8 protein-coding genes are annotated in these 15,674 nt (G+C 45.1%); all 8 read right to left on the bottom strand.

Annotation, left to right across the window (positions count from 1 at the left end; translation table 11 throughout):
- Positions 1-26: 26 nt before the first annotated feature.
- The 8 genes from fusA to rpoB all read right to left on the bottom strand — a co-directional run bounded on the left by fusA (position 27) and on the right by rpoB (position 15,476).
- Positions 27-2,144: an elongation factor G gene (gene fusA, locus LU279_RS02475; RefSeq protein ID WP_274420721.1), complete on the bottom strand. Its 2,118-nt coding sequence runs from the start codon at positions 2,142-2,144 to the stop codon at positions 27-29.
- 18 nt (positions 2,145-2,162) lie between these two features.
- On the bottom strand, positions 2,163-2,633 hold the full coding sequence (gene rpsG, locus LU279_RS02470) for a 30S ribosomal protein S7 (RefSeq protein WP_177297209.1): 471 nt from the start codon (positions 2,631-2,633) through the stop codon (positions 2,163-2,165).
- A gap of 373 nt (positions 2,634-3,006) precedes the next feature.
- Complete coding sequence (gene rpsL / locus LU279_RS02465) at positions 3,007-3,423, bottom strand: 30S ribosomal protein S12 (protein ID WP_022067749.1); 417 nt, start codon at positions 3,421-3,423, stop codon at positions 3,007-3,009.
- Positions 3,424-3,672: 249 nt separating this feature from the next.
- Positions 3,673-4,890, bottom strand: a complete 1,218-nt coding sequence (locus tag LU279_RS02460) for a hypothetical protein (protein WP_274420715.1) — start codon at positions 4,888-4,890, stop codon at positions 3,673-3,675.
- Positions 4,887-5,732, bottom strand: coding sequence for a PP2C family protein-serine/threonine phosphatase (locus LU279_RS02455; protein WP_274420713.1), 846 nt, complete (start codon positions 5,730-5,732; stop codon positions 4,887-4,889). The genes LU279_RS02460 and LU279_RS02455 overlap by 4 nt, the downstream gene beginning before the upstream one ends.
- Positions 5,698-7,518, bottom strand: coding sequence for a serine/threonine-protein kinase (locus LU279_RS02450; protein WP_274420711.1), 1,821 nt, complete (start codon positions 7,516-7,518; stop codon positions 5,698-5,700). The genes LU279_RS02455 and LU279_RS02450 overlap by 35 nt, the downstream gene beginning before the upstream one ends.
- Before the next feature lie 361 nt (positions 7,519-7,879).
- Entirely contained in the window at positions 7,880-11,599 is a 3,720-nt protein-coding gene (gene rpoC / locus LU279_RS02445; protein ID WP_274420709.1) for a DNA-directed RNA polymerase subunit beta', read from the bottom strand.
- 16 nt (positions 11,600-11,615) lie between these two features.
- Positions 11,616-15,476 (bottom strand): DNA-directed RNA polymerase subunit beta, encoded by a 3,861-nt coding sequence (gene rpoB, locus LU279_RS02440; RefSeq protein ID WP_274420707.1) that lies wholly within the window; start codon positions 15,474-15,476, stop codon positions 11,616-11,618.
- Between the last annotated feature and the right edge of the window lie 198 nt (positions 15,477-15,674).

Raw genomic sequence — 15,674 nt, 5'->3', positions numbered from 1 at the left:
ATATTTGCAAGTATTTTATGAATCGATTAAGCGTCTTTCTTGGAAAGGATCTTTTCCTGTACGGACTTCGGAACCGGCTCATATTTCTCGAAGAACATGGAGTAGTTACCACGTCCCTGAGTTCTGGAACGAAGGTCTGTTGCGTATCCGAACATCTCGGAAAGCGGAACGAAACCACGGATCATCTTACCTCCGCCGATATCGTCCATACCCTCGATACGACCACGACGGGAGTTGATATCACCGATAACATCACCCATGTAATCCTCCGGAGTAGTTACCTCGACTCTCATGATCGGCTCAAGAAGAACCGGGGATGCCTTCTGCATAGCGTCCTTAAATGCAAGAGAACCTGCAATGTGGAATGCCATCTCAGAAGAGTCGACCTCATGGTAGGAACCGTCATATACGTTAGCATGGATACCAACAACCGGATATCCGCCAAGCTGTCCAGCCTTCATTGCCTCTTCGATACCTTCGCCAACTGCCGGGATATATTCCTTCGGAATAGCACCGCCGACAACAGTAGACTCAAACTTGTACAGTTCTTCGCCGTTGGCATCCATAGGCTCGAATTTAACTTTACAATGACCGTACTGTCCACGACCACCGGACTGTTTTGCATATTTGCTGTCAACTTCAACAGCTTTTGTGATTGTCTCTTTATAAGCAACCTGAGGAGCACCTACGTTAGCCTCTACCTTGAATTCACGAAGGAGACGGTCAACGATGATCTCCAGATGAAGCTCACCCATTCCGGCGATGATTGTCTGTCCAGTTTCCTGGTTTGTATGAGCGCGGAATGTGGGGTCTTCCTCTGCCAGTTTAACAAGAGCTTCGCCAAGTTTGCCCTGGCCTGCTTTTGTCTTAGGCTCGATTGCAAGCTCGATAACAGGTTCCGGGAACTCCATGGATTCCAGGATAACCGGATGCTGCTCGTCGCAGATGGTATCACCTGTACCTGTTACTTTAAATCCAACTGCTGCTGCGATATCGCCGGCATAAACTTTGTCAAGTTCCTGTCTCTTATTCGCATGCATCTGAAGGATACGTCCTACACGCTCTTTCTTTCCTTTAGAGGAGTTCAGAACGTAAGAACCGGAATTCATTGTTCCTGAATATACACGGAAGAAAGCAAGCTTTCCTACGAACGGGTCAGCCATGATCTTGAATGCAAGCGCTGCGAACGGCTCTTCGTCAGAAGAGTGTCTTACGATTTCATTTCCATCAAGGTCTGTTCCGTCGATAGCCGGTACGTCAAGCGGAGACGGCATAAACTCGATGATCGCATCAAGAAGTTTCTGAACACCTTTGTTTCTGTAAGCAGTACCGCAGCAAACCGGAACAGCTGCACACTCGCATGTAGCTTTTCTAAGTGTTGCTTTCATTGCCTCTACAGACGGTTCTTCACCTTCAAGATATTCCATCATCAGATCGTCGTCAAGCTCGCAGATCTTCTCTACAAGCTCTGTACGATACAGTTCTGCATCGTCTTTCATTTCTTCCGGGATATCTACGATAGAGATGTCATCGCCCTTATCGTCGTTGTAGATGTATGCTTTCATCTCAAACAGGTCGATGATTCCCTTAAATTCGTCTTCTTTACCAATTGGAAGCTGGATGCAGATAGCATTCTTGCCCAGACGGGTTTTGATCTGCTCTACAGCTCCGTAGAAATCAGCGCCGAGGATGTCCATTTTATTAATAAATGCCATTCTCGGTACGTTGTATGTGTCAGCCTGACGCCATACGTTTTCAGACTGCGGCTCAACGCCACCCTTTGCACAGAAAACGCCAACAGCGCCGTCTAATACACGAAGAGAACGCTCTACCTCTACAGTAAAGTCAACGTGTCCAGGGGTATCAATGATGTTGATACGATGCTCAAGAGCGCCCGGTTTTGCTTTGCAGTTTTCCTGCAGAGTCCAGTGACATGTTGTAGCTGCAGAGGTGATTGTGATACCTCTCTCCTGCTCCTGTTCCATCCAGTCCATGGTAGCAGTACCTTCATGAGTATCACCAATCTTGTAGTTAACGCCGGTATAGTAAAGAATACGCTCTGTTGTTGTAGTTTTACCAGCATCGATATGCGCCATGATACCGATGTTTCTGGTTCTTTCTAATGGATATTCTCTTCCAGCCAATGGATTTTCCTCCTCTAATTAGAAGCGATAGTGAGCAAATGCTTTATTTGCCTCAGCCATCTTATGCATTTCTTCTTTCTTCTTAACAGATGCACCTGTGTTGTTCATTGCATCAAGAAGCTCGTTTGCAAGTCTCTCCTCCATTGTCTTCTCAGCTCTTTTACGAGAATAGGTGGTGAGCCAGCGAAGAGCCAGTGCCTGACGTCTGTCTGCTCTTACCTCGATCGGAACCTGATAAGTAGCACCACCGATACGTCTTGCTTTTACTTCAAGAAGAGGCATGATGTTGTTCATAGCTTCTTCAAAAACTTCGATAGCTGGTTTGCCAGCTTTTTCTTCTACTCTGGCGAATGCGCCGTATACAATCTTCTGAGCGACACCTTTCTTACCATCTAACATGATGTTATTGATAAGTTTGGTAACCACTTTGTTGTTGTACATCGGGTCTGCCAGAACGTCTCTTTTCTGAGTATGTCCTTTACGTGGCACGTTACTTCCCTCCTTAATCAATATGATTATATCATCGGTACTCACTTCAAAAACTAAGGTGTTCGCACTGGTAAAGTCCTATATTAACCCGCAACCGACAGGGTATATGGAATACCGTACAAATTTATAGCTGTTAGTGATTCTACAAATGATAGATAATGTTGTGTCCCTGCCTTTCAGTAAGACGGGAACCTTTTCAAACACGCTGTGTTCAAAATTAATGCTTTCAAAAGGCATGAACCTTCTCGATCATTCTGCGATCAGGATCACTACCTTCAAAATTCTCTTTCCCTCTTAATAAGACGGGAACCTTCTCAAATACTTCGTATCTGAGAAATATCGCAAATTTATTCGCTATGCTGCAAAATCTGCTTTATTTTTTCTTCGGTCTCTTAGCACCGTATTTGGAGCGGGCCTGTTTTCTGTTTGCTACACCTGCAGTATCAAGAGTACCTCTGATGATGTGGTATCTTGTACCAGGTAAGTCTTTAACCCTACCACCACGGATAAGAACAACGCTGTGCTCCTGAAGGTTGTGTCCCTCTCCCGGAATGTAGCTTGTTACCTCGATTCCGTTGGAAAGACGAACTCTGGCGATCTTTCTGAGAGCGGAGTTAGGTTTTTTAGGTGTTGCAGTTTTAACTGCTGTACAAACACCACGTTTCTGCGGTGCAGACTGCTCTACTGATTTCTTTCTTAAAGAGTTGAATGTCTTCTGCAGAGCCGGTGCTGTAGATTTCTTTACAGTGGTCTGACGTCCTTTTCTTACTAACTGGTTGAATGTTGGCATTCCATTTCACCTCCCGATTATTTTCTCCATGGATTTCCATGGGGTTGTGCGGTTGCTATTGTCATATTTGTACGCACAAAAAGAAATGCATTCCTGTTGCACGCCTGCTCATTATATCCCGTAAAAATACGGCTGTCAAGGTATTTTCAGGATTATTTTCAGGATTATCTGACTTATTACTGTTCACACAGCATTTTGACCAGGTTGCTGTAAACAAAGTGAACCGTAACGACAGCTTTTTCTCTTTTATCATATTTCCTCATAGGACATCTCCCAGATATCGGCAAATACCGCCAGAGGGCAGTCGGTCAGCAGGCACATTAACAGAAAACACTCATATGGATTTACAATATAGATCTCGCTCATTCCGCATTTATGGAGAACTGTCTGAATCTCATCCAGAAAATGACGGTATCTGCTGTAGGGATCGTCATCCTGCATTTCCTGAGATACAATAAAAAACTCAAGTGTGATCAGATCAAAGCGCTCCACCGGAAACTTATGATTCATAATGCTGTTGATCCGCTGTCTGCTGAACCGTTTCTGGCTGAAATGCTTTGCCAGAATAGATGCTGACATTTTTTTCAGATTTCCCATTTTATTGACAGGTATCCCGCTGCAGATTACTTTTTCCACATCAGAATCTGAAATATCGGAAACATTCCACACCTTTCCCCTGTCTTTTTCCTCCTCGTCCCCCTGATACATGGAAGCAATAATTTCCTTTGCTCTGTTCAGAAGGCGGCAGAATTCCTGGAACGCCTGACTTTTTTCTGACATGGGATCATCTGTCCCGGCTTTTACATATGCCAGATACTGAAACAGCTTTTCCTCGCTGTCAAGGCACAGCCCTCCGGAAAATACTTTAGAAGCTTCTGTATAATTCTCATCCGGTTCCAGCTCGCTGTACCTGTTTTTCAGTTCTTCTGCTTTGTGATATCCATATTGTTTAAAATAGCAGTACCAGTAAATAACCTCTTCCGGATTATGAAAATCAAAATCCTGCTCTCTGAGTACTCTGGTAAGAAAATCCGAAACATCTTCTGCGCTCATTCGCAGTCCGAACCCCAGAAGAAATACAGTTTCTCTTTTTACAGATGCCTGAGTCAGCCAGTTATTTACCAGAGAGGTCAGCTTTGTAGATGTAGGCTTCATGGACTTGGGCGTACAGGTTTCATGAAAAGATTCTATTACAATATCTCTGTAAATGTCCTGAGTTACATCTGCAAAGGGTTCTTCCAGCCCGGCTCTCTCATAAATATACCGTTTCAGATGATCCCCGAAAGAAACCAGTTCCATTTCTTTATACAGATAATGAAAGATTACATCTGCATCTTCATCCTCAAAACCTTCCAGACTTACCACCTGACGAAAACGCTGAACTGCTTTTCTTGTAAACTCAAAATCCTCCACACGGTCAAAAGCAACCGTCTGCTCAAAATCCAGATCCTGCATTCGATTTTTCATTTTTCATCACCTTCATCTCTTTTGTGCATCCTGTTCAGCATTTTACGGAACCAGCTTTTTTCCGGTTCTCTGATCTCACAGAGAACCATTGTTGCATTATCTCTCCCACCTTTTTTCAGTACCCGCTCAAGGAGAAGTTCCACAGTTTCCTGAACAGAAAGTTCTCTTGTCAAAATATCTGCGATCTCCCCGTCTGACAGCATATCGGTAAGCCCGTCCGAACACAGAAGATATCTCATTCCGGGACGCACTTCCATTTTTACAAGAGACGGTTCCAGCGCCATACTTTCCTCCGGAATCCCCACATATTGTACAAGAGGAGATTTTCCAAAAAGAGAGCCTCCCAGAACATGATCACGGGAGACTCTCCGAAACTGGCTGCCCTCTGCCTGATAAATTCTGCTGTCGCCAAGATTACAGCCATATACCTGTTCCCCTGCAAATGCAAGTACCGCCGCTGTTGTTCCCATACTCCGGATTTTATTTTCTACACTGTAGTCACACACAGCCTGATTCATCTGTGTACAGATATTTCTCAAAAACTGTTCCGGATCTTCGGAAATTTCCTCTCTGCACTGCTTATAATACTCTCCGCAGGAAGACGCTGCGAGATATGACGCCATTTCTCCGCAGCTTTCCCCACCCATACCGTCAAATACTGCCAGAAGCGGAAGCTCTTTCTGAGAAGCGCTGCCACTTCTGATATGATCCATTCCCTGATTCTGCGCAGGAAGAAGTTCTCCGCAGCACCAGAAGTTATCTTCATTATTATTCCGTATTTTTCCTATATGACATACATAAGCATATTCAATGCGATACGCTGTCTTCTGTCGCTGCGCCATCTTCTGTCCTTTCTGCCGTTCCTCCTACATTCAGTTCAGCTTCGTATTCTTCTGCCTTGTTCCAATATTTTTCTTCCCGCGCTCTGTATTCATAGTTATCTGTCTCATTATCATGGCAGATATTATCTTCATCTATCCAGCGGATCATCTGTCCCTCTTCATAATAATAAAGATTAGCTTTCTGCTCGCCCGGCTTTAATTCCGGAAAAGTATTGTGATCCGCCCACACATATGCAAAAAACAGTTCTCCATCCCAGTAATAATATTCTTCATAATATCCGTCTTCAGAAAGCTTCGGATAAATAAGGACTTTCATCAGTTCTGCTTCTGTACCCTCTGATTTCAGATAACTGATCTTCCCTTCCTGCTCAGATCCGATCCAGTTATAGTGATTCAGGTTTTCCGTGATTTCTGTAGCCTGAGAGCCAATCTTTTTCAGAGTATCCTGAAGTTTTTTATTTTCTGCTGATTCCACAGTTTCCGTCACGGACTGTTTCAGTCTCTGAAGTTCTGCATTTTCTTTTATCAGCCATACAAAAACGCTGACTGCTATACACACAGCAATAAGCATCACAATTACCGCTGCCACCAACGGATCAAAACGCTTTTTCTGTTTCTTCCTGCCGGAAGAAGTTCTTCGTCTGTGATCTTGCTTTGTGGATACAGACTGTGTATTTCTGCTTTTTGCAGACTCCGGTTTCCGGCTTCCGGACCTTTCTCTTTCCTGCCGAAGCACAATAGTGCCTCCCGGCTCCGGTTCTCCGTAGTGGACTTTTTCGGGAACAGGCTTCCTCTCCTGCTCTCTGCTCTGCGTTTTCTTTGCGTTTTCCGGCTTTGTAGATTCCCCTGTATGCTTTACTGACGGTTTTTGTTCCTGATATCTGACTGCTTCCAGCGCCTCCCGAAATTCTTCCGGTGTCTGATACCTGTCTTCACGTCTGTACGCACATGCCTTTAAAATAACCTGCGCCAACCCGTCAGACGCCTCTGCAGGCACAGGAAGTTCCTCTCCCGACATTCTCCTGTTCAGCGCAGTTTCTTTGTCCCGATATGTAATAAGCTGTTTTTCCAGATTAATAAACGGAAGCCTGTTGTGGTTTCTTAACCTGTATAATACAATCCCCAGAGAATAAATATCCACCCGGTGATCGTACTCCTCACCACGATACATTTCAGGCGCCATATAGGAAAACGTGCCTTTTTTGGAAAGACCATTTACATTTCTGTCCAGCTCTCTGGCAATCCCGAAATCTCCCAGCTTAAATTCTCCGAATCTTGATACAAATATATTTTCCGGCTTGATATCTCTGTGGATGATATTCTGTTTCTGGCAGTATTCCAGAGCTTTACACAGATCAATCCCAAGCTGAAGCACTTCCTTTTCTGTCAGCTCTTTGCCCGTACAATAATCCAGAAAGCCTGTCAGATACTCCATTCGGATATAAATATCCCATCCTATATCATCCAGATATTCCACAACCTTATAATCTTCTACGGATACTACATGAGAATTTCCACGAAAATACTCCATGGTACTGACTTCCTGAATGCAGTCCTCCACAAGACTGTGAAAATATTCTTTCACTGACTGTTCATCAGGATTCTCAGAACGGACACTGCTCAATTCTCCCTGGCTGGAAGGAATGGTAATAATCTTAATGGCAGAATAAAACGTCTTCCCCTGTACGATTCTCTGCGCTTTATAAACCTTTCCAAAAGAACCTTCACCGATTTTTTCGATAATCTTCCATTCCGGCCACACCGAAATCGGAAGCTGTTTTTCCATTCCATTTCCCTCCCCTCATGATTACTGATATCTGACAGTCTTATGAATTACTTTCGGCTCTGTCATTTATCTGTCAGCAAAACTGATGTTTGCATTTACCCTTATTTTTCTGCTGATAAGTCATTATAACATGAGCCTTTCTCTCTGTCTGTATTTTTTGATTTTATTCCATAATTTTTCATATTTTTTTAAGATTTACTCAAACTACTTCCTGAATTTACTTATTTAAAGTTCTTTCTTAGAACAATCTGTGGTAACTTTCTGCTCAGAAACATTTTTCCACAAAAAAAGGAAGCCCTCAGGCCTGTAAGCCGTCTGGACTTCCTTTGTACTTTATCTGCGCACATTCTGCGCTTTTTATTTATTCTTCTTCAGAACCAGTTTCTTCGGTTTCAGCGGAATTATCTTCGCTGCTCTCTTCTTCCACTGCTTCTTCAGTTTCAACTGCCTCAGAGGTTTCCTCCGGTGTAACATCTGCATCTTTTTCTGTAATGTCTTCTGTTACTTCCTCTTCCTCATCTTCCTGCATTCCGGTGTCAAGTTTGATAGCGCTGTAGCGTTTCAGACCTGTACCTGCCGGAATCAGCTTACCAATGATAACGTTTTCTTTCAGACCTACAAGATGGTCAACCTTACCTTTGATAGCAGCCTCGGTAAGAACCTTGGTTGTCTCCTGGAAGGATGCTGCTGACAGGAAGGAATCTGTAGCCAGGGAAGCTTTTGTAATACCAAGCATTACCTGCTTTCCTTCTGCCAGAGTCTTTCCTTCTTTTTCAAGCTGCTCGTTTACTTCTTCAAAATCAAGAACGTCTACAAGTGTGCCCGGAAGGAATTCAGTATCTCCATTATCCTCAATACGGATTTTCTTCAGCATCTGACGCACAAGAACCTCGATATGCTTATCGCTGATCTCAACACCCTGGAGACGGTATACACGCTGAACCTCACGGAGCATGTAATCCTGAACTGCACGAACACCCTTGATTCTCAGGATATCATGCGGATTTACACTACCCTCTGTCAGTTCGTCACCGGCCTCAAGTGTCTGACCATCCATGATCTTGATACGTGATCCATAAGGAATCAGATATGTCTTGGACTCTCCGCTTTCCGGATCTGTAACAATGATCTCACGTTTCTTCTTGGTGTCATTGATAACTGCAACACCCGGAATCTCAGTGATAATTGCAAGACCCTTCGGCTTACGTGCCTCGAAAAGCTCCTCGACACGAGGAAGACCCTGTGTGATATCGCCGCCGGCAACACCACCGGTATGGAAGGTACGCATGGTCAGCTGTGTACCTGGCTCACCGATAGACTGAGCAGCAATAATACCAACAGACTCTCCAACCTGTACAGGCTCGCCTGTTGCCATGTTGGCGCCGTAACATTTCGCGCAGACACCGACTTTGCATTTACAGGTAAGAATTGTACGGATCTTAACCTGATCAATTGCTCCGCCCTCTGCGTTTACACCCTCAGCCATGATTCTGGCTGCACGTTTCGGTGTGATCATGTGATTTGCTTTTACAAGCACCTCACCGTCTTTATTCTTAATTGTCTCACAGGAGAATCTTCCTGTAATACGTTCCTGAAGGCTTTCGATCTCCTCTTTTCCGTCCATAAATCCTTTGACATACATACCGGAGATCTCATCTCTTGTCTCGCAGCAGTCTGTTTCACGGACGATCAGTTCCTGAGAAACGTCAACCATTCGTCTTGTCAGGTAACCGGAGTCGGCTGTACGAAGAGCGGTATCGGAAAGACCTTTACGTGCTCCATGAGCAGACATGAAGTACTCCAGTACGTCAAGACCTTCACGGAAGTTTGACTTGATAGGAAGCTCGATGGTGTGACCGGTTGTATCTGCCATCAGGCCTCGCATACCTGCAAGCTGTTTGATCTGTTTGTCAGAACCACGGGCTCCGGAGTCAGCCATCATGAAGATGTTGTTGTATTTGTCAAGACCGTCAAGCAGAGCTCTTGTAAGCTCATCGTCAGTCTTCTTCCATGTTTCAACAACCTCTTTATAACGCTCTTCCTCTGTGATCAGACCACGTTTGTAGTTCTTTGTAATTTTATCCACGATATTCTGTGCGTTCTGGATCATCTCAGGTTTCTGAGGAGGCACGGTCATATCGGAAATGGAAACAGTCATGGCTGCACGGGTGGAGTATTTATAACCGGTTGACTTGATAGCGTCAAGCACCTCGGCTGTTTTGGTAGCTCCATGAGTGTTGATGACTTTTTCCAGGATCTGTTTCAGCTGTTTTTTACCTACAAGGAAATCAACTTCAAGCAGAAGCTCATTGCCCGGAATGCTTCTGTCTACAAATCCAAGATCCTGAGGAAGAATCTCGTTGAACAGGAAACGTCCCAGTGTAGATTCCACATTGCCGGTAAGAACAGTTCCGTCCGGCATGGTCTTTGTGCAGCGTACTTTGATCTTGGACTGCAGTGTGATGACCTTGTTCTCATAAGCAAGAATCGCTTCATTTACGCTCTTGAAGAACTTGCCTTCTCCCGGATATCCCGGTCTTTCCTGTGTCAGATAGTAGATACCAAGGACCATATCCTGTGAAGGAACGGCTACCGGACCACCATCAGACGGCTTCAGAAGGTTGTTTGGTGACAGTAAGAGGAAACGGCACTCTGCCTGAGCCTCAACGGAAAGCGGAAGATGTACCGCCATCTGGTCACCATCGAAGTCCGCATTAAACGCGGTACAAACAAGGGGATGAAGCTTAATAGCCTTACCTTCTACAAGGATCGGCTCAAACGCCTGAATACCAAGACGGTGCAGTGTAGGTGCACGGTTCAGCATAACCGGATGTTCTTTGATAACGTCCTCAAGAACGTCCCATACCTCCGGCTGGAGCTTCTCCACCATTTTCTTTGCATTTTTAATGTTGTGAGAGGTACCGTTTGCAACAAGCTCTTTCATAACAAAAGGCTTGAACAGCTCGATAGCCATCTCTTTCGGAAGACCGCACTGATAAATCTTCAGTTCAGGTCCTACGACGATAACAGAACGTCCGGAATAGTCAACTCGTTTACCCAGAAGGTTCTGACGGAAACGTCCGGATTTACCTTTCAGCATATCGGAAAGGGATTTCAGAGCTCTGTTTCCAGGTCCTGTAACCGGGCGTCCGCGGCGTCCGTTGTCAATAAGAGCATCTACTGCTTCCTGCAGCATACGTTTCTCGTTGCGGACAATAATATCCGGAGCGCCAAGCTCTAACAGTCTTTTCAAACGATTGTTTCTGTTGATGATCCTTCTGTACAGGTCATTCAGGTCAGATGTTGCGAAACGTCCGCCGTCAAGCTGTACCATAGGACGAAGATCCGGCGGGATAACAGGAATTGCTGTCATGATCATCCACTCAGGACGGTTGCCGGACTCACGGAAAGATTCCACAACCTCCAGACGTTTGATGATTCTGGCACGTTTCTGTCCTGTTGCATCCACAAGCTCTGCCTTCAGTTCCTCAGCATCCTTTTCCAGATCAATGGCCTGCAGAAGTTCCATAACAGACTCTGCACCCATTCCCACACGGAAGCCGTATCCATAGGACTCACGGGCATCCTGGTATTCCTTCTCTGTAAGGACCTGTTTGTACTGAAGCCCGGAATCAGCCGGGTCCAGTACGATATAGTTTGCGAAATATAAAACCTTTTCCAATGTTCTCGGAGAGAGGTCAAGGATAAGTCCCATTCTGGACGGGATACCCTTGAAATACCAGATATGAGATACCGGAGCAGCAAGCTCGATATGACCCATACGCTCTCTTCTGACAGATGCCTTTGTGACTTCTACGCCGCATCGGTCGCACACAACGCCTTTGTAGCGGATTTTTTTGTATTTACCGCAATGGCACTCCCAGTCCTTGCTGGGCCCGAAGATTCTTTCACAGAAAAGTCCGTCCTTTTCCGGTTTCAGAGTACGATAGTTAATAGTCTCAGGCTTTGTTACTTCGCCTCTTGACCACTCTCTGATCTTCTCAGGGGACGCCAGTCCGATCTTAATGGCATCGAAAGTCATTGGCTGATATGTTTCATTGGTATTGGTTGTTTCTGCCATGTATTCTTTCCCCTTTCTATTCTTCGTCATCAAGAGTTTCGTCAAAGTCAAGGAATGCATCTTCCTCTTCTTCGTCTTCCTCTTCCACATCTACAAGTTCTTCACCCTCGAACTCCTGCTGTGTATAACCGTGCTTGCCGAAGGATTCCTCTTCTCTGTCTCTGCTGTGTCTGTCTCCCTCGATCACGGAACGAAGATCTGTGTCGCCGTAATCCACGGTTTCCATAATCTCCACCTCAGTGTTGTCATCTCTCAGAACCTTAACGTCAAGGCCAAGAGACTGCAGCTCTTTCAGCAGAACCTTAAAGGATTCCGGAATTCCCGGCTCAGGAATATTATCACCTTTAATGATTGCTTCATAAGTCTTCACACGACCTACAACATCATCGGATTTAACTGTCAGGATCTCCTGCAGAGTATAGGATGCGCCATACGCCTCCAGAGCCCAAACCTCCATCTCTCCGAAACGCTGACCGCCGAACTGAGCTTTACCACCCAGAGGCTGCTGTGTTACCAGTGAGTATGGACCTGTGGAACGTGCATGGATCTTATCGTCTACCAGATGATGCAGTTTCAGGTAATGCATGTGTCCGATTGTTACCGGACTGTCAAAATATTCACCGGTACGTCCGTCACGAAGGCGAACCTTACCGTCTCTGGAGATCGGAACACCCTTCCACAATTCTCTGTGGGCCTTGTTCTCATCCAGATACTGCATAACGTCAGGAGCAAGTACATCCTGATATTTTGCACGGAACTCTTCAAAGTCCTCTGTGTTTACATAATCGTTTGCCAGTTCCAGAGTATCCTGAATATCATTCTCGTTTGCACCGTCAAATACCGGAGTCGCAACATTGAAGCCAAGAGCTTTTGCAGCAAGACTTAAATGGATTTCCAGCACCTGTCCGATGTTCATTCGGGAAGGTACGCCCAGAGGATTCAGAACGATATCCAGCGGACGTCCGTTAGGCAGGAACGGCATATCTTCAACTGGAAGTACACGGGAAACAACACCCTTGTTACCGTGACGACCGGCCATTTTGTCACCAACAGAAATCTTACGTTTCTGAGCAATATAAATACGAACAGACTGATTTACACCAGGAGAAAGCTCATCACCATTCTCTCTTGTAAATACTTTGGCATCAACAATGATACCGTACTCACCATGAGGAACTTTAAGGGAAGTATCTCTTACCTCTCTTGCTTTCTCACCAAAGATTGCACGCAGCAGACGTTCTTCTGCAGTAAGCTCTGTTTCTCCCTTAGGAGTAACTTTACCTACCAGGATGTCTCCCGCACGAACCTCAGCACCGATACGGATGATACCGCGCTCATCAAGATCTTTCAGAGCATCGTCTCCCACACCCGGAACATCTCTTGTGATCTCTTCCGGTCCCAGCTTGGTATCTCTGGCTTCTGCTTCATATTCTTCAATATGGACAGATGTATAAACATCATCCTGAACAAGTTTTTCACTTAAAAGGACAGCATCCTCGTAGTTGTAGCCTTCCCAGGTCATAAATCCGATCAGCGGGTTTTTACCAAGGGCCAGCTCACCGTTGGAAGTAGACGGACCGTCTGCAATAACCTGTCCCGCCTCTACATGCTCGCCCTGGAACACGATCGGTTTCTGGTTATAGCAGTTGCTCTGGTTACTTCTGAGGAATTTTGTCAGATGGTAGTCATCTTTTGTTCCGTCATCATTCTTGATACTGATATCTGTAGATGTGGAACGAAGAACTGTACCTGCCTTCTTAGCCACAACGCAGACACCGGAGTCAACAGCAGTTTTTGTCTCCATACCTGTTCCAACAACCGGAGCATCGGTGGTCAGAAGCGGAACTGCCTGACGCTGCATGTTGGATCCCATGAGCGCACGGTTGGCATCATCGTTCTGCAGGAACGGGATAAGCGCTGTAGCAACGGAAAATACCATCTTAGGAGATACGTCCATGTAGTCAAACATATGTCTCTCGTATTCCTGAGTCTCCTCACGGAAACGACCGGATACATTTTTGTGAAGGAAATGTCCTTCTTCATCCAGAGGCTCGTTTGCCTGTGCTACATGGTAATTATCTTCTTCATCGGCTGTCATATAAACAACCTCGTCAGTTACCACCGGATTGGACGGATCTGTTTTGTCGATTTTTCTGTACGGAGCCTCAACAAAACCATACTGGTTAATTCTTGCATAGGAAGCAAGAGAGTTGATAAGACCGATGTTAGGACCCTCAGGAGTCTCAATCGGACACATACGTCCATAATGAGAATAGTGAACGTCTCGAACCTCGAATCCGGCTCTGTCTCGTGACAGACCTCCTGGTCCCAGGGCAGACAGACGTCTCTTATGGGTCAGCTCACCTAACGGGTTGTTCTGATCCATGAACTGAGAAAGCTGTGATGAGCCAAAGAACTCTTTCACTGCCGCTGTTACCGGTTTAATATTGATCAGGGACTGCGGAGAAATATTATCTGTGTCCTGAGTTGTCATACGCTCACGCACTACTCTTTCCAGTCTGGAAAGACCAATACGGTACTGGTTCTGAAGCAGTTCGCCTACAGAACGGATACGGCGGTTGCCCAGATGATCGATATCATCATCATTTCCAAGGCCGTATTCCAGATGCATATTATAGTTGATAGAAGCAAGAATATCTTCTTTTGTAATATGCTTCGGAATCAGATCATGGATATCTCTGCGGATCGCATCTTTGATATCCTCAAGGCTGTCATTTTCTTCCAGTATTTTTTCGAGAACCGGATAATATACTAATTCTGTAATACCCAGTTCCTTCGGATCACAGTCAAGCTCAACATGAGCGGAAAGATCCACCATAAGGTTGGAAAGGACCTTGATTTTGCGGTCTTCTTCTCCCTGGATCCACACAAACGGAGCAGCGCTGTTCTGGATTTTGTCAGCGATCTCTCTTGTGATATTTGTACCTTCATCTGCAAGAATTTCTCCTGTAGACGGATCCACAACTGCTTCTGCAAGCTTGTGGCCTACAATTCTGCTGTTAAAATGAAGTTTCTTATTAAATTTATAACGTCCGACTTTGGCAAGATCGTATCTTTTCGGATCAAAGAACATTGCCATGATCAGGCTCTCTGCGCTCTCCACTGCCAGCGGCTCACCCGGACGGATTTTTTTGTATAATTCCAGAAGACCTTCCTGATAATTTGTGGAAGTATCTTTTGTAAAGCTGGCAAGGATCTTGGGCTCCTCACCAAACAATTCTACAATTTCCGCATTGGTGCCGATACCAAGGGCACGAATCAGCACAGTGATCGGAACCTTTCTGGTTCTGTCTACACGAACATAAAAAACATCGTTGGAGTCTGTTTCATATTCCAGCCATGCACCTCTGTTGGGAATTACGGTACTGGAAAACAACCTTTTACCAACTTTGTCATGTGCGATTGCATAATAGATTCCAGGGGAACGTACCAACTGGCTTACGATAACACGCTCTGCACCGTTGATCACAAATGTGCCTGTCTCCGTCATTAACGGAAGGTCTCCCATGAAAATCTCGTGTTCGTTGATCTCTTCTGTTTCTTTGTTAATCAGTCTCACTCGAACCTTCAAAGGTGCGGCATAAGTCACGTCACGTTCTTTACACTGCTCAATTGTATACTTCGCATCCTTTGCGTCAAATGTAAAGTCGATGAACTCCAGACTAAGCTTTCCGCCGTAATCCGCGATTGGAGAAATATCATCAAATACTTCTTTCAGCCCTTCGTCCAGGAACCATTTGTAGGAATCTTTCTGGACTTCGATCAGATTCGGCATTTCCAGGACTTCTTTTTGTCTCTGGTAGCTCATACGCATGCTTTTTCCAGTTTTTACAGAACGAATTCTGTTTTTTTCCATTGACGTTTCACCCCTGTTTTTTTATTTATTACAACATGATCCTGTTTATATTTTCGGGTAAACAGGCATATCTTGCCATAATATAGCATTTTTCACTATAACATACTGCTGTCAACCTGTCAACTGAATTCTTGAAAGTTTTTTATTTTCCAAAAAAGAAACGCAGGAACACCTGCGGCGTCCCTGCGCTGTCTCTTC

The organism is Blautia sp. XA-2221 (assembly GCF_028767025.1).
Classification (GTDB): domain Bacteria; phylum Bacillota; class Clostridia; order Lachnospirales; family Lachnospiraceae; genus Blautia_A.
The sequence above is the reverse complement of the archived record's forward strand: the minus strand, read 5'-3'. Positions and strand labels throughout refer to the sequence as shown.